The organism is Pseudomonas sp. UYEF17 (assembly GCF_040546125.1).
Classification (GTDB): Bacteria; Pseudomonadota; Gammaproteobacteria; order Pseudomonadales; family Pseudomonadaceae; genus Aquipseudomonas; species Aquipseudomonas putida_Z.
Genome location: NZ_JBEPNE010000001.1, coordinates 110,929 through 126,684 on the forward strand (window position 1 = coordinate 110,929; position 15,756 = coordinate 126,684).

At 67.1% G+C, this 15,756-nt stretch carries 11 protein-coding genes; 10 read left to right on the forward strand and 1 reads right to left on the reverse strand.

Going from position 1 to position 15,756, the window contains the following annotated elements; all coding sequences use genetic code 11:
* Nucleotides 1–166 precede the first annotated feature (166 nt).
* The 9 genes from ABIB24_RS00535 to bcsC are packed head-to-tail and all read left to right on the forward strand — an operon-like array spanning nucleotide 167 to nucleotide 13,852.
* Complete coding sequence (locus ABIB24_RS00535) at nucleotides 167–1,657, forward strand: BcsE family c-di-GMP-binding protein (protein WP_354315966.1); 1,491 nt, start codon at nucleotides 167–169, stop codon at nucleotides 1,655–1,657.
* Nucleotides 1,654–1,839 carry a cellulose biosynthesis protein BcsF gene (bcsF, locus tag ABIB24_RS00540; RefSeq protein WP_137164295.1) on the forward strand — a complete coding sequence of 62 codons (186 nt, stop codon included), beginning with the start codon at nucleotides 1,654–1,656 and terminating at the stop codon, nucleotides 1,837–1,839. The genes ABIB24_RS00535 and bcsF overlap by 4 nt, the downstream gene beginning before the upstream one ends.
* Nucleotides 1,832–3,451: a cellulose biosynthesis protein BcsG gene (bcsG, locus tag ABIB24_RS00545; protein ID WP_274079900.1), complete on the forward strand. Its 1,620-nt coding sequence runs from the start codon at nucleotides 1,832–1,834 to the stop codon at nucleotides 3,449–3,451. Before bcsF ends, bcsG begins: the two co-directional genes overlap by 8 nt.
* A complete protein-coding gene (bcsR, locus tag ABIB24_RS00550; protein WP_025339608.1) occupies nucleotides 3,448–3,666 on the forward strand; it encodes a cellulose biosynthesis protein BcsR in 219 nt (72 codons plus the stop codon). The genes bcsG and bcsR overlap by 4 nt, the downstream gene beginning before the upstream one ends.
* The gene (bcsQ, locus tag ABIB24_RS00555) at nucleotides 3,663–4,370 is read left to right on the forward strand and encodes a cellulose biosynthesis protein BcsQ (protein WP_354315967.1); all 708 of its coding nucleotides are present in this window, start codon (nucleotides 3,663–3,665) and stop codon (nucleotides 4,368–4,370) included. The genes bcsR and bcsQ overlap by 4 nt, the downstream gene beginning before the upstream one ends.
* Nucleotides 4,367–6,976 (forward strand): UDP-forming cellulose synthase catalytic subunit, encoded by a 2,610-nt coding sequence (gene bcsA, locus ABIB24_RS00560; protein WP_354315968.1) that lies wholly within the window; start codon nucleotides 4,367–4,369, stop codon nucleotides 6,974–6,976. The genes bcsQ and bcsA overlap by 4 nt, the downstream gene beginning before the upstream one ends.
* Nucleotides 6,976–9,255, forward strand: coding sequence for a cellulose biosynthesis cyclic di-GMP-binding regulatory protein BcsB (gene bcsB, locus ABIB24_RS00565; protein ID WP_402948385.1), 2,280 nt, complete (start codon nucleotides 6,976–6,978; stop codon nucleotides 9,253–9,255). Before bcsA ends, bcsB begins: the two co-directional genes overlap by 1 nt.
* Nucleotides 9,255–10,370, forward strand: a complete 1,116-nt coding sequence (gene bcsZ / locus ABIB24_RS00570) for a cellulose synthase complex periplasmic endoglucanase BcsZ (protein WP_137164291.1) — start codon at nucleotides 9,255–9,257, stop codon at nucleotides 10,368–10,370. The genes bcsB and bcsZ overlap by 1 nt, the downstream gene beginning before the upstream one ends.
* A complete protein-coding gene (gene bcsC / locus ABIB24_RS00575; RefSeq protein ID WP_354315970.1) occupies nucleotides 10,358–13,852 on the forward strand; it encodes a cellulose synthase complex outer membrane protein BcsC in 3,495 nt (1,164 codons plus the stop codon). The genes bcsZ and bcsC overlap by 13 nt, the downstream gene beginning before the upstream one ends.
* Nucleotides 13,853–13,912: 60 nt before the next feature.
* Here the strand turns inward: bcsC and ABIB24_RS00580 are convergent, their stop codons facing one another.
* Nucleotides 13,913–14,830 (reverse strand): LysR family transcriptional regulator, encoded by a 918-nt coding sequence (locus ABIB24_RS00580; RefSeq protein ID WP_354315971.1) that lies wholly within the window; start codon nucleotides 14,828–14,830, stop codon nucleotides 13,913–13,915.
* A gap of 120 nt (nucleotides 14,831–14,950) precedes the next feature.
* On the opposite strand from ABIB24_RS00580, the gene ABIB24_RS00585 reads away from it, so the two are divergent.
* Nucleotides 14,951–15,709, forward strand: a complete 759-nt coding sequence (locus tag ABIB24_RS00585; RefSeq protein WP_354315972.1) for a 5-oxoprolinase subunit PxpA — start codon at nucleotides 14,951–14,953, stop codon at nucleotides 15,707–15,709.
* The last annotated feature ends 47 nt before the right edge of the window (nucleotides 15,710–15,756 follow it).

The following is a 15,756-nucleotide window of genomic DNA, read 5'->3' on the forward strand; positions in this document are numbered from 1 at the left end:
GATTTCATTTTGCCTCACTGCTGTAGAAGTGACGGTTTCGGTTGGGTGTCAGTTATTTTGTTGTTTTTTTGACGCTCATCATCGAGCCTCAGCGGCGCATGTGCCCGTAGCCACCTCTCAGAGCCGTTTCAATCTACTTTTCAGAGCCAGTGTTTTGACGAATGGAATGCCGTGGTTGGCTATTTCCGGCTTAGGCGCCGAAAGCAGCCAGCTTCATGTACAAGGACTGTATTGGTTGGCCTGCGACAACGCAGAAGACGCCACCGTCCTATGCCGCCAGGTGGTCGGGGGGCTGCCCGAGCACGTTCGCGCAGCCCTGGTCGCCGATGCGCAAGCCATCGGTGATGTGCTGAGTGCGCTCGATATCGCGCAGGGCCCAGCCGAACTGGCGCTGTACGAAGCCGACCTGCAAGCCGCCCGGCACCTGGTCGATGACCTGCCGCGTATTGACGCCGCCGGGCGGGTGCTGGTGCTGTTGGCGCCCGCCGACGTCTGGGGTGCCGGCAACGTCGAAAGCTGGTGCAATGCGCTGCGCCCGGTTCTGTTGGCCGAGGCCACGCTATTGCTGGTCATCAGCAGCGGCCAGAGTGCCGGGTTGCTAGAGCGCCTGCGTGCGTTCAACCAGGGCGTCGATGGCCTGGCCCAGGTGTACCGCGGCAAAGGCGGGGTGCGCTACCTGCAGCATTTCTGGAGCAACCCGCTCGGCAAGACCGGTACGCGCGATGTGGAACTGGCGCGGCTTGAAGCAGGCTTCGCCGCCGCCGGGGCGCCGCAGGCCCCCAGCGACACCGGTGGCGACGAGCTGTTGTGCCTGGCCCAGCGCCCGGTACTGGAAGGTGCGCCAGCCTTCTCCGAGCACTGGCAGGTCTGCGAGAGCCTCGAGGAACTGGGTGCCAAGGCCGGCAGGGCGGTTTCCGCCACGGTCATCTTTGCCATGGACGGCGGGCAGCGCCTGGATAGCCTGGCGCGCCAGTTGCACCGCTTGCGCCAGTTGCGTGGCAGTGCCCTGAAGCTGGTGGTGCGCGAGATGGCACCAACCCTGCGCTACCAGGATGAACAACTGCTGCTGGCCTGCGGGGCCAGCCAGATCGTGCCGTTCGGCGCCAGCCTGTCGCGCTTCCTGACCATGGTCGAGAGCATCCAGGGTTACCTCTGGCGCCGGCGCCTGCCAAGCGATTTCGATGCCTTGCTCGCACGCCTGCGGCCGCTGGCCATCTGCGGGCTGGTGGCGCCGCGCGCGTTCGCCGAAGCGGTGCAAACCATGTGGCACGGGGTGCGCAACGGCGAAATCGCCCACCAGTTGCTGGTGTTGCGCCCGGCCCCTGGGCTGACCCCGCTGCAAGCCTGCTCGCGCACGGTGTTCCGCCGCGACGGCGATATCGCCTGCGTGGTGGGCGATGTGCTGTTCCTGTTCCTGTTCGCCTGCCGCTCCGAAGGCGTCGAGCAAGCCCTTGACCACATCTTCCAGTTGTCGTGGAAAGAGTTGTTCATCAGCCAGGAGGTGCTTGCCGGTGTCGACAGCCTGGCCACCCCGGCCTTCCTCGACGACAGCGTGCCACAGCCACCCCGGCTCGACGCGGCGGCGCAGCTGCCCACCCAGGCCAGGCCGGCCCTGGCGCCGCGCCGGGTGGCCCTGGGCAAGCGGGGTACGCAATGAACTTCGTGCAACTGCTGCAAGTGGTCGGCGTCACGGCGCTGGTCACCTTGGCGCTGGCCCTGCTGCTGTTGCGCCTGCGCGCCACGCTGCGCGGCTGGTTGCGCCGCCGCCTTCCACCTCGTTACCTGAAACCGCTGGGCATACGCCACCGCGCTGCACGCCAGGAACCCCGTAATGACTAATACATCCGCCACCCTCCCGGTACCGGCCCGCTGGCCTGGACTGGGAGGGTGGAACCTCTATTTCCTGGCCAAGTTCCTGCTGGTCGCCCTTGGCATGCTCGACTTCCAGGCGCTGCCGAACCTGTTGTTCGCCGCGTTTCTGCTGCTGCCGTTGCCGGGCAATTGGCTGCGAATCGCGCGGCAGCTGGTGGCCGTACCGGTCGGCATCGCGTTGTTCTACCAGGACACCTGGCTGCCGCCCTTCAGCCGCCTGCTGGCGCAGCCGGGGGTGTTCGATTTCTCGTGGGACTACCTGCTCGAACTGCTCGGCCGCTTCATCAACTGGAACCTGCTGGGCGCGCTGGCGCTGTTGCTGGTGGGTTACCTGTACCTGCGCCACTGGCTGCGGCTGAGTACCTTGAGCCTGCTGGGGCTGGCGTGGCTGGCGGTCGGCGGCCTGCCAGCGCTGGGGTTCAATGCGGGCCAGGCGCCTGGCGCCGCGGCTGCCAGCCCCACCGAGCAGGCGCAGGCCACCGCGGTTGCCGACAATGCCACGCTCGACAGCTGGCTCGAGCGGTTCTTCGCCAGTGAGCGTGAACGGGTGACAGCATTCCCGGCCATGAAGGCCGATGAGCAGCCGTTCGACCTGCTGGTGATCAACATCTGCTCGCTGGCCTGGGATGACCTGTCTGCCGTCGGGCTGCGTGACAACCCGCTGTTCTCGCGCCTGGACGTGATCTTCGACCAGTTCAACTCGGCCACGTCCTACAGCGGGCCGGCCGCCATCCGCGTGCTGCGTGCCAGCTGCGGGCAGTCGTCCCACGCCGGGCTGTATCAGCCCGCCCCGGAGCAGTGCCTGTTGTTCCAGAACCTGGCCAGGCTCGGTTTCCAGAGCAACACCTTGCTCAACCACAGCGGCCGCTTCGACAACTTCATCGGCGATATCACCCAGCAGCACATGCCGCAACCCGGCCTGCGCAACACCGACTTCCCGCGGGCACTGGTCGGCTTCGACGGCTCGCCGATCGCCAGCGACCTGGAGGTGCTGCGCCGCTGGTGGGGGCAGCGCAAAGGCGCGCCGGCCGAGCATGTGTCGCTGTTCTACAACAGCATCAGCCTGCATGACGGCAACCGTATCGTCACCGCCGACGGCGGTACCCGCGTGGCCGATTACGCCACCCGCGCCACCCGGCTGTTCGGCGAGCTTGGCAGCTTCCTCGATGAACTGGAGCGCAGCGGCCGCCGCGTGGTCGTGGCCATTGTCCCGGAACATGGTGCCGCGCTGCATGGCGACCGCATGCAGCTGTCGGGCATGCGTGAAATCCCCACTCCATCGATTACTCATGTGCCGGTGGGCCTGAAGTTCATCGGCATGGGCCAACCTGCCCGCAGCGAGCCGCTGCACGTCTCGGCACCCACCAGCTATCTGGCGCTGTCCGAGCTGATCTCGCGCGTGTATGCGGGCCTGGGCCAGCAGCAGCTGCTGGATGTGCCCAGCCTGCTGAGCGACCTGCCGACCACCGAACAGGTCGCGGAAACCGCAGGTGCGCAAGTACTGAACTACCAGGGGCGCGCCTACATGCGCCTGCAAGGCCAGCCCGACTGGCAGCCTGTCCCGAAGGAGCGCCCATGATCACTGGCAAGGCAGACCCCGCCGACCGCAGCGACGATATCGCCCAGTTGCGCCAGCACCTGGACATGCCGGACCTGAACTACCAGGACATCTCGTTGCTGGTGGGTGTCCAGCAGGCCTTGCAGCGCTGGCCACTGCTGGGTGAAAGCTGCCGGAGCAGCGCCCAGGGCACCTTGTACACGGCGGCGCCGCGGCGCCAGGTGCTGTCGCCATGACCAGCCTGGCGTTGCACGGCGTTCGCGGTGGCCTGGGGCGCAGTGCCTTGCTGGCCGCGCTGGGGCATGCGTTGCAGGGCGTAGGTGAGCGGGTGCTGCTGGTCGACCTGTGCCCAAGCAACCTGCTCGGCCTGCACTTCAATCTGCCCCTCGACACCCACGAGGGCTGGGCGCTTGCCGAGCGGGAAGGGCGGCCATACAGCGATGCCATGTACGAGGTGCTCGATGGCCTGTGCCTGATGCCGTTCGGCAATCTGCCTGCCGGCACGCGGCCGCCGTTGCCCGATGCTGAAGCCTGGCGCGCGCGACAGGCCGAGCTGGCCGAACACTTCGACTGGTTGCTGTTCGATCTGCCGCAACTGCCGGCCGATGCCGCTGGCCAAAGCGTCGAGACTGACGTGCGGGTGTTGGTGGCCGAGGCCGAAATGGCCAGCCACCTGCTGCTCGGGCGCCGGCAGGTCGAGCACTACGACCTGTTGCTGGTCAACCGCTACGACCCCGCCAGCCGCTTGCAGAGCGACCTGCTGATGGTGTGGCGCGACCTGTTCCGTGATCGTTTGCCGATCCAGGTGGTGCACCGCGACGAGGCGTTCATCGAGGCCCTGGCGTGCAAGGCACCGCTTGGCCACTACGCGCCGCAGAGCCTGGCTTGCCGGGACGTGCAGAGCCTGGCGGTGCGCTGCCTGACGAGGCGCCAGTCGTGACCCTGACCCCTCTGTCGGCCTACGCCTGGTTCCGCACACGTGGCGCGCGGCGGCCGGTTGCGTGGCTGTTTACCCTTGGCGTGTGGCTGGCCTTCCTGTTCCTGCGCCTGGAGTCGCCTACCTGGCAAGCCCTGTTGGCCGAGCGGCAGCGGCTGTACCCGCAACTGGCGGGCAAGCGCCCAAGCCTGGGTGACCCGCTGCGCCTGCTGATCCAGAGCCTGTGGCTGCTGGTTCGGCGCCAACCGCTGCCTCGCGAGCCGGGGTTTGCCCGCCGTGCCTGGAGTGCAGTGCGTGCACAGCTGCGCGGTATGCGCCAGGTGCTGCGCCGTTACCATGGCCTGCTGATCGACCGCCTGCAGCAGCTGCCTGCGCGCTACCGCGCCAGCGCTTTCAAGCAGCAAGCCTCGGCACACCTGCGCGGCTTGAGCGTGTTCGCCCGGTGGGTTTTCTACAGCGTGCTGACCCTGGGCGCCATCGGCCTGGCCGTGCTGTGCGTGACCGAACCGTTCGGCTACCTGGCGCAGCTGGTGTTCATCTGCCTGCTGCTGGGCATTGCCCTGCTGGTGCGGCACATGCCGGGCCGCTTCCCGACCCTGATGCTGATCGTGCTGTCGACGCTCATCTCCTGCCGCTACCTGTGGTGGCGCTACACCTCGACCCTGAACTGGAACGACACCACGGGCCTGGTGTGCGGGGTGATCCTGCTGGCGGCAGAAACCTATTCGTGGTTCGTGCTGATCCTGGGCTACATCCAGACCAGCTGGCCGTTGCAGCGCAAGCCGGCGAACCTGCCGGCAAACCCGGCGCACTGGCCGACCGTCGACCTGATGATCCCCACCTACAACGAAGACTTGTCGGTGGTGCGCACCACGGTGCTGGCCGCCCTGGGCCTGGACTGGCCGCGCGAGTGCCTGCGCATCTATATCCTCGACGACGGCCGGCGCGAGGCGTTCCGTGCGTTCGCCGACGAAGTGGGGGTGGGCTACATCGTGCGGCCGGACAACAAGCACGCCAAGGCCGGCAACCTCAACCATGCGCTGGGCGTGACCGACAGCGAGCTGATCGCCATTTTCGACTGCGACCACGTGCCGGTGCGCTCCTTCCTGCAAATGACAGTGGGCTGGTTCCTCAAGGACCCGAAGCTGGCGCTGGTGCAGACGCCGCACCATTTCTTCTCGCCCGACCCGTTCGAGCGCAACCTGGGCTCGTTCCGCCGTCGCCCCAATGAAGGCGAGCTGTTCTACGGCCTGATCCAGGATGGCAATGACATGTGGAACGCGGCGTTCTTCTGCGGCTCGTGTGCCGTGCTGCGCCGTACCGCGCTGGAGAGCATCGGCGGTTTCGCCGTCGAAACCGTGACCGAAGATGCCCATACCGCCTTGCGCATGCACCGCCAGGGTTGGTCATCGGCCTACCTGAGCATTCCGCAGGCGGCCGGCCTGGCCACCGAGAGCCTGTCGGCGCACATCGGCCAGCGCATTCGCTGGGCCCGGGGCATGGTGCAGATCTTCCGTACCGACAACCCGCTGTTCGGCCGTGGGCTGAGCCTGTTCCAGCGGGTGTGCTATGCCAACGCCATGCTGCACTTCCTGGCCGGCCTGCCACGGCTGGTGTTCCTGACCGCGCCGCTGGCGTTCCTGTTGCTGCATGCCTACATCATCTACGCACCGGCGTTGATGATCCTGCTGTACGTGCTGCCGCACATGATCCACGCCAGCCTGACCAACTCGCGCATGCAGGGCAAGTACCGGCAGACCTTCTGGGGCGAGGTCTACGAGACCGTGCTGGCCTGGTACATCGCCCGCCCGACCACGGTCGCGCTGTTCGCGCCGAAGAAGGGCAAGTTCAACGTCACCGCCAAGGGCGGCCTGATGGAGCAGGAGCAGTTCGACTGGCGCATCGCCCAACCCTACCTGTGGCTGGCGGCGCTCAACGTGGCCGGCCTGGGCTTCGCCGTGTGGCGCCTGTTCACCGGCCCGGCGGCGGAAATCGGCACGGTGATCGTCAGCTCGCTGTGGGTGATCTACAACCTGCTGATCATCGGCGCCGCCGTCGCCGTGGCTGCCGAAGTGCGCCAGGTGCGCCGCGCCCACCGGGTGCAGATGCGCTTGCCGGCGGGGCTGGTGCTGGCCAGCGGTCACGCCTACCCCTGTACCCTGGTCGACTACTCCGACGGCGGTGTCGGCCTGCAATTGCACCGGGGCCTCGAGTTGCAAGCGGGGGAGCGGGTGCGCCTGCTGCTCAACCGCGGCCAGCGCGAGTTCGCCTTCCAGGCCTGTGTCACCCGTACCGTCGGGCAACACGTGGGCCTGGTGTTCCATGACCTCGGCCAGCAACAGCGTATCGACCTGGTCCACTGCACCTTTGCCCGCGCCGATGCCTGGCTTGGCTGGAACGAGCAGCACGAGGTCGATCGCCCGCTGCGCAGCCTGGTCGACGTGCTGAAGCTGGGCGGTGTCGGTTACCTGCGGCTGGTCGAACACTTGCCGCCATGGGTGCGGGCGTGGCTGCACCCACTGCACGCGCTGGCGAACTGGCTGGCCAGCTACAGGCCCCGCACACCGCAGCCTGTCCCTTCCTTGAACCCTGTTGATCGAGACGCATGATGACTGGTTATCCCGCGCGTACCTGGGGCCTGGCGATGGCGCTGCTTGCTGCCTTGTCGCAAAGCGCCGCTGCCGCCTCTGTCGCTCCGCTTGCCGAGCCAGCCGTACCCACGGTGCCGAACTGGGCGGTTGCGAAAACCTTCGAGCAGCTCGGGCATGCCTCCGACAGCCTGCTGCTGGGGGTGCGCAACAGCGAGCATATCGAATTCGGCCTGCGGCGCGACCGCCTGGCCACCGACGCCAGCCTGCAGCTGGACTACACGCCATCGCCCGCGCTGTTGCCGAACCTGTCGCACCTGCGCGTGTACCTGAATGACGAACTGATGGGCGTGGTGCCGGTGGAAAAGGACCAGCTTGGCCAGCGCGTGCGCCGCCAGCTGCCGCTGGACCCGAAGCTGCTCAGCGATTTCAACCGGGTACGCCTGGAGTTCGTCGGGCATTACACCGACATCTGCGAAGACCCTGCGCACAGCGGCCTGTGGCTGAACCTGAACCGCAAGAGCCAGGTGCAGCTGCACGAACAGGCCCTGGCCCTGGACAACGACCTGGCGTACTTCCCGCTGCCGTTCTTTGATGTGCGCGACACCGGCAAGGTAACGCTGCCGGTGGTGTTCAGCGGCGTGCCGAGCCTGGGCGAGCAGCGTGCGGCGGCGATCCTGGCGTCCTACTTCGGCAGCCAGGCCGGTTGGCGCAAGGCGACCTTCCCGGTGCTGTACGGCAGCCTGCCGGCCCGTGGCGACAAACCCACGCCGAGCATCGTGTTTGCCAGCAACGACCGTCGCCCGGCCTTCCTTGCCGACCTGCAGCAATTCCCGCCGGTCGACGGCCCGGTACTGCAGATGATCGACCACCCGGACGACCGTTTCAGCAAGGTGCTGCTGGTGCTGGGCCGCAACGACGATGACCTGGTCAAGGCCGCCTCGGCGCTGGCGGTTGGCAACAACCTGTTCCGCGGTGCCCGGGTGAAGGTCGAGCAGATGACGGCACTGCAGCCGCGCCAGCCTTACGATGCGCCGAACTGGACACGCACCGACCGCCCGGTGCGCTTCGCCGAGCTGCTCGATTACCCCGAGCAGCTGCAGGTCAGTGGCCTGCAACCGCGGCCGGTGACACTTGAGCTGAACCTGCCGCCGGACTTGTTCGTCTGGCGCAACCAGGGCATTCCGCTGCGTACGCTGTACCGCTACACGGCCCCGGCAGTGAGCGACGAATCGCGCCTGAGCATCAGCGTCAACGACCAGTACATCACCAGCATGCCGCTGGTGGGCAATGACCGGCGCGGCGGTACGCTCGAGGAAATGCGCCTGGCGGTGCTGTCCGGTGACAACAGCGCATTGACCGAGAAGTCGCTGGTACCGGCGTTGAAGATCGGCGACCGCAACCGCCTGCGCTTCGATTTCAGCTTTGCCAGCACCCTGGGTAGCGCCCAGCGCGACCGCTGCCAGACCTCGTTGCCGGTGGATGTGCGCGCGGCGATCGACGACAACTCGACCATCGACCTGTCCGGTTACCACCACTACATCGCCATGCCCGACCTGCGCGCATTCGCCCGCAGCGGCTTCCCGTTCAGCCGCATGGCCGACCTTTCCGAAACGCTGGTCGTCATGCCGGCCAAGCCCACGGCGATGCAGGTGGGCACCTTGCTCGATGCGGTCGGCGGGCTGGCCGGGCAGATCGGCTACCCGGCGCTTGGCCTGCGGCTGGTCGATGACTGGAAGCAGGCCGCAGCGGCCGATGCCGACTTGCTGCTGCTCGGCAGCCTGCCTGAGGCGCTGGGGGATGCGCCCAACCTTGGCCTGTTGCTCAGTGCCCAGCGGGACTGGCTGCTGCAGGGCCGTAGCACAGGGCTGCCGGGCAGCCAGCGCTTCGATACCGCGCCGGTGGCCGCGAGCAGCCGAGTGGCAGTCAGCGCGCAGGCGCCGATTGCGGCCATCACCGGGCTGAAGTCGCCCTTCCATGAGCAGCGCAGCGTCGTCGCCCTGCTGGCCAACAGCGATAGCGACCAAGCGTTGCTGCGCGACGTGCTCGGCGATGTGGGCAAGCTCGATGCGGTGGCCGGTTCGGTGACGCTGGTGCGCAGCAGCGGCGTCACCAGCCAGTTCGTCGGTGAGCACTACTTCGTAGGCGCGCTGCCGTGGTGGCTACTGCTGTGGTTCCACCTGTCCGAGCACCCGGTGCTGCTGGCGGCAATCGCGGCCATTTGCGTGGTGCTGTTTGCCTTCCTGTTGTGGCGGGCACTGCGCTGGGCAGGCAAGCGCCGCCTGGGTGAGGCGGGGTGATGATGCGTCAGTTGCTGGTGGGGCTGGTCGCCTTGGGCCTGCCCGTCGTCACGAGTGCCGCACCGGCTTGCAAATGGCCGGCCTGGGACCGCTTCAAGGCCGAACTGGTGAGTGTCGACGGTCGGGTCATCGACCCGAGCGACGAGCGCCTGATCACCACCTCGGAAGGGCAGAGCTACGCGCTGTTCTTCGCCCTGGTGGGCAATGACCGGCAAGCCTTCGCGCAGTTGCTGCGCTGGACCGGCAACAACCTGGCGGAGGGCGACCTGGCCCGGCATCTGCCCGCCTGGCTGTGGGGCCGTAACGACCAGCAGCAGTGGCAGGTGCTGGATGCCAACAACGCCAGCGATGCCGACCTGTGGATTGCCTACAGCCTGCTGGAAGCCGGGCGGCTGTGGGACGAGCCGGCCTATACGCAGTTGGGCCAGCGCCTGCTGTGGCGTATCGCCGCGCAGACCGTGCGCAAGCTGCCGGGCCTGGGGGTGATGCTGCTGCCGGGGGACTACGGCTTCGAGGATGCTCGTGGCGCCCGCTTGAACCCCAGCTATTTGCCGCTGCAGTTGTTCGATCGCTTCAGCCTGGTCGACCCGTTGTGGGGCGAGCTGGCGGCCAACACGCGGCGTTTGTGGCTGGCTTCGTCGCCAAAGGGCTTTGCCCCGGACTGGCTGCTGTGGACGCCAGCCGGTGAACTGGCAGCGGACCCGCAACATGGCAGTGAAGGTGACTACGACGCCATCCGCGTCTACCTGTGGGTCGGCATGCTGGCCAAGGACGCGGCGCAGCGTGCCGAACTGGTGGCCCACTATGCCCCGATGGCGGCATTGACCACGCGCCAGGGGTTGCCGCCAGAGCATGTGGATGCGCACAGCGGTGTTGCCAGTGGCCATGGCCCGGCGGGTTTCTCTGCGGCGTTGCTGCCGTTGCTGGCAGCATCGCCGGAGCACGTCGCGGGCCTGGCGGCACTGCGTCAGCGCCTGCGCGAACAGCCAGTCGAAGCCAAGGCCTATTACAGCCAGGTGCTGGCGCTGTTTGGCCAGGGCTGGGACCAAGGCCGCTACCGTTTTGACCCGCACGGCCGCCTGTTGCCGGCCTGGAGCGCGCCATGCAGCGAATGATCGGCGTGCTGATGCTGGCGGCAGTGACCTGCCAGGCCACGGCGCAACCCAAGGATGCCGGCGAACAGCGCCAATGGCTGCTGGACCAGGTGCGTCGCGGCGAGGCGCTGCATCGTGACGACCTGGTGCGCGATGCACTGGGGCGGCTGCAATTGCTCGAGCCGCGCAACCCGGATGTGTTGCTGGCGGCCCTGAGCCTGGCATTGCGCGAAAAGAACAGCACCGAGGCCGAGCAGTTGAGTGCGCGGATCAGTGCCATCGCGCCTGGCAGCTTGCAGGCACGCCAGGCCAGGCGCCTGCTCGAGCTGCAGCAGCCGGAGCGCGTGCGGCAATTGCAGCAGGCCCGCCTGCTGGCGGTCACCGGGCGCAATGAAGAGGCGCTGGCGGCCTATGAACAGTTGTTCGCTGGTGAACCGCCAAGCCTGGAATTGGCCCTGGACTACTGGCGCGTGCGCGGCAACCTCCCAGGCCAGCGCCCTGAAGCGATCAGGCAGCTGCAGCAACTGGACCAGCAGTACCCGGGCAGTGCCGGGCTGCGCCAGACCTTGGCCGGTTGGCTGTTCGCCGAAAATCGCGACCGCGAAGCCTTGGCCTTGCTCGACCAGCTGTCGCGCGACCCTGGCGCACGGGATGCCGCTGCCCAGCGTGAGTTCGACTACCTGTCCGGGCAAGCGGTGAGCGCCGCCAGCGCGGCGGCCTGGCAAGCGTTTCTCCAGCGTTACCCGGCTTCACCGTTGCAGGCGCAGGCCAGCGAGACCCTGCAACAGCAGCGCAAACTGCTGGCCGACCCGTCCTGGCAGGCTGGCCGGCGGGGCTTGGCATTGCTCGACAAGGGCCGCAACGCTGAAGCCGAAGCACAACTGCGCCGGGCGCTGCGCCAGTATCCGGATGATGCCAGCCTGCAGGGTGCACTGGGCTATGCGCTGATGCGCCAGAGCCGCTACGAAGACGCCAATGCGGCGTTCCGGGCGGCAAGTGCCAAGGAGCAGGACACCTACTGGATCAGCCAGTGGAAGGACCTGGAGTCGTCCAGCCAGTATTGGGCGCTGCTCAGCAAAGGCGAGCGGGCACTGCAGGCGAAAGACCTGCGCGCTGCCCGTGCCTTCTACCAGCAGGCACGCCAGCAGCGCCCGAAGGAGGAATACGCCTTGCTGGGCCTGGCGGATGTCTCGCTGGCCGAGGGCGATACAGCCGCCGCCGAGCGGCAATTCCTGCAGGTTCGGCGCATGGCACCGGATAACGAAAGTGCCGTGCGCGGCCTGGTGCGTGTGTACCAGGCGCAATCGCCCGACAAGGCGCGGGCGTACCTCGACAGCCTGTCGCCTCGGCAGCAAGCGCAGTTCGCCAGCCTGCGCCGCAGCCTGGAACTCGCACGCCTGCGCCAGCAAGGTGACCAGGCCATGCAGCTTGAGGACTGGGCGGCGGCCAGCCAGGCGCTGGGCCAGGCCACGGCCTTGGCCCCCGATGAGCCCTGGCTGGTCTACCAGCTGGCCAGCAGCCTGCGCCACCTGGGGCGCACCGCCGAAGCCGACGCGGCATTCGCCAGCATCGTGCAGCGCCAGCCGGGCGACCCATCTACCCGCTATGCCCATGGCCTGTTCCTGGAGTCCAGCGACCGCGATGCGCTGGCCCTGGACAGCCTGGGCGCGGTGCCGCAGGGGGCCTGGAGTGCGGACATGCATGCACTGGAGCAGCGTATCCGCCGCCGCATGACCCTGGCCTCGGCGCAGCAGCTGCAGGCGCAAGGCAGCACGGCTGAAGCGTCCCGCCTGCTCGAGGCCAGCCTGGCGCGTGGCGAAGGCAGCACCGACGACCTGATGCTGCTGGCTGACTGGGCGGCGGCCAATGGTGAGCCTGGCAAGGCGCGCGGTTATTACCAGCGCGTGCTTGCCGTGCAGCCTGGGCAACCCCAGGCGCGCCTTGGCGTGATCGAAAGCGCGGTGGCCGAAGGCAACCTGGCACAGGCCCGGCACATGCTGGCTGTGCAGGTACCGCAACTGGCTGCCGATGACAGCAACGCCCAGCGGCGCCTGGCGGCTGTCTGGGTCGCCTTGGGCAAACACGACCAGGCGGCCGCAATGCTCGACCAGATCGCAGCGCAGCAGCCTCGCCCCGATCCCTTGTTGCGGCGCGATGCTGCCCGCCTGGTGGCGCAGGATGACCCGCAACGGGCGCTGGACCTTTACGCCGCAGCGATGGCCGATGCGCAGATGCTCGAGCGTGCTGCCGTGTCGCCACGGGACGACCGTGCACTGACGCTGGCCAGCCGTGAGCAGGATGACGACGACTGGCTGGCACGCAGCCTGCGCAGCGACGTCGATGCGCTGTATCGCCAGCGCAATACCCATGTGACGTTGATGCACGACTACGGTTGGCGCGAGGACGACGGCACGCCGGGCACGTCCGAACTGAGTACCCAGTCGACCTTGCTGCATGTCGATACCCCTTGGCAGGACGGCACCGCCTTTGCGCGGGTGGAGCGCATCGGCATGGATGCGGGGTCGTTCAAGCAAGACGATGATGGGCGCTATACCACAGATTTCGGTAGCTGCCAGGTTGTTGGCGAGTGCAAGGGGGGCTCGCAAACTGCTGACGGCAGTGTGCTGGCGCTGGGCTGGCAGGGTAGCCGCTGGGCCTTCGACCTGGGCACCACCCAAGGATATGCGATCAACAACTGGTTGGGTGGCGCCACGTTCAACGGTGACCTCGGCCAGTTTGGCTGGTCGCTGACCGCTTCGCGGCGGCCGATGAGCAACTCGCTGTTGTCCTTTGCCGGGGCACGTGACCCGCGCACGGGCGTGCGCTGGGGTGGGGTCACGGCCAATGGCGCCACGCTCGGCCTGAGCTGGGACCAGGGCGGTGACAATGGCGTCTGGGCCAGCCTCGGGCACCACTGGCTGTATGGCGAAAACGTCGCCGACAACCAGCGCACCCGGGCCATGGCCGGCTGGTACCACCGCGTGGTGGAAAAAGCCGATGAGCGTGTGCGCGTGGGCCTTACGCTGATGCACTGGCGTCACGACAAGGACCTGGGCGGCTACAGCCTGGGGCAGGGCGGCTATTACAGCCCTCAGCGTTACACATCGGTTGGCGTGCCGGTCAGTTATGCCTGGCGCAACTACGACTGGTCGGTGCTGCTGGAGGGGTCTGTAAGCTGGTCCCAGGCCCACAGCGGCCGCAGCCGTCTGTATCCGGACACGCACCTCAACCGTAAGTTGATGGATCGATTTGATATCGACGATTCGAACAACGATGCGATGCGCGATGCCAGCGACAGCAGCGGGCTGGGCTACCGCCTGCGCGGGCTGTTCGAGCGACGCCTGAGCGACCAGTGGGTGTTGGGCGGCGGCTTCGACTGGCAGCACAGCGATGACTATGCGCCTAGCCATGGCATGCTCTACCTGCGCTACCTGTTCGAGCCGTGGCGAGGCAACCTGGCGCTGCCGGTGACGCCGCTGGAGCCCTATAGCGAGTGGCGTTGATTCCGAATGCAGACGCTGTGTGCGGATTTACCCGTGAAGAGTCGGGCCTGCAGGGAACGGTCAGCGCCGTGCCGACAACTGCTGCGGTGCCAAAAAAGCATCATGGAAGTAATTGCGCACAGCCTGCATCGCCGGGCTGAACGCCCGTTCCCGGTGCCAGGCCAGCCCGACGCTCATCGGTGTCACCGGGTCGCTGATGGTCACCGTCTCGATACGCTTGCCCTCCAGCGACCAGGGCCGGTGCACCAGGTCCGACAGGATCGCCACACCGCTGCCATTGGCGACCATGCTGCGCACGGCCTCCACCGAACTGGTCCGCACCCGCACTTGCGGCCGCTGCCCGGCCTGTTCCCAATAGCGCATGGCGCTTTGCTCGGCCTCATCCACGGTCAGCAGGATGAACGGCTCGCAGGCCACTTCGGCCAGGCTTACCGCCGAGCGCTCGCACAGCGGATGATGGCCGGGCAGCCACAGGCGGCGTTCGGAGTTGAACAGGGTTTCCGAGACGATGTCCGGGTGGGTGAGGTTGGCGGTGAGCACCACTGCCATGTCGAAACGCCCCTCCAGCAAGCCTTGCTCGATGGCGCTGCGCTCCTGTTCGTACAGCTCCAGGGTCACGTCCGGGTGCCAGTGCTCCAGCCGCTGCAGGTGATGCGGCAGGAAGTAGCCGATCACCGTATAACTTGCCGCCAGGCGCAGCAGGCCGCTGGCGCGCACGTCCGGCAGCGGGCTGTTCAGCGCATCGTCCACGCTGCGCAGGATCACGTAGGCGCGGTTCAGGAAGTGGCGGCCGGCCTCGGTCAGGCTCATGCCCTGGGCCGATCGCTGGAACAGCAGCACGCCAAGCATCGCCTCCAGCTCCTTGATCGCCGTGGTCACCGCAGACTGGGAAATGTTCAGGTGGATTGCCGCCTGGGAAATCTGGCCGATCTCGGCGGTGGCGACGAAATAGCGGACCTGGCGCAGGGTCAGTGACACGGTAGGCTCCCGGGGTATCTGATTTTCAGAAGACACCCTATCTGTTTATAGATCTTCCCAAGGGGGTGCGGAGAATCTAACGTGGCTTGCATGCAGTCACAAGCGCCAGGAGAGACAGTCATGCAGGTGGTGGATTTCAACTCGGACATGGGTGAGGGCTTTGGCCCGTGGACCATTGGCGACGGCGTCGACAACGAGCTGATGGGCTACATCAGCACGGCCAACATTGCCACCGGCTTCCATGCCGGTGACCCCGGCACCATGCGCCGTACCGTCGAGCGGGCCAAGGCCCTGGGCGTCGCAGTGGGGGCGCACCCTGGGTTCCGCGACCTGGTCGGCTTCGGCCGCCGACACATCAATGCCCCGGCCCAGGAACTGGTCGACGACATGCTCTACCAGCTCGGCGCCTTGCGTGAAATTGCCCGCGCCCAGGGCGTGCGCCTGCAGCACATCAAGCCGCACGGTGCGCTGTACATGCATCTGGCACGTGACGAAGAAGCTGCACGGCTGCTGGTGGAAAACCTGCGGGTGATCGAGCCGGAGCTGCTGCTGTACTGCATGCCCGGTTCAGTGATCTGTCGCATTGCACAGGAGCTTGGCCAGCCGGTAATTCGCGAGTTCTACGCCGACCGCGAGTACGACCTGAGCGGGTCGATCGTGTTCACCCGCAACGTGCGGGGCCATGAGCCCGGAGCGGTCGCCGAACGGGTGTTGCGGGCTTGTCAGCAAGGCGTGGTGCGCACGGTCGAGGGGCAGGACCTGGCCATCGAATTCGATTCCATCTGCTTGCACAGTGACACCCCGGGTGCGCTCGAACTGGTCGAGGCCACGCGCCAGGCGCTGGACGCTGCCGGTATCGTGGTGCGCGCGCCACGCTGAATCCGTGGGGCATCTGGCGGGTATACGCCGGAGCCCGTGCAATTTGC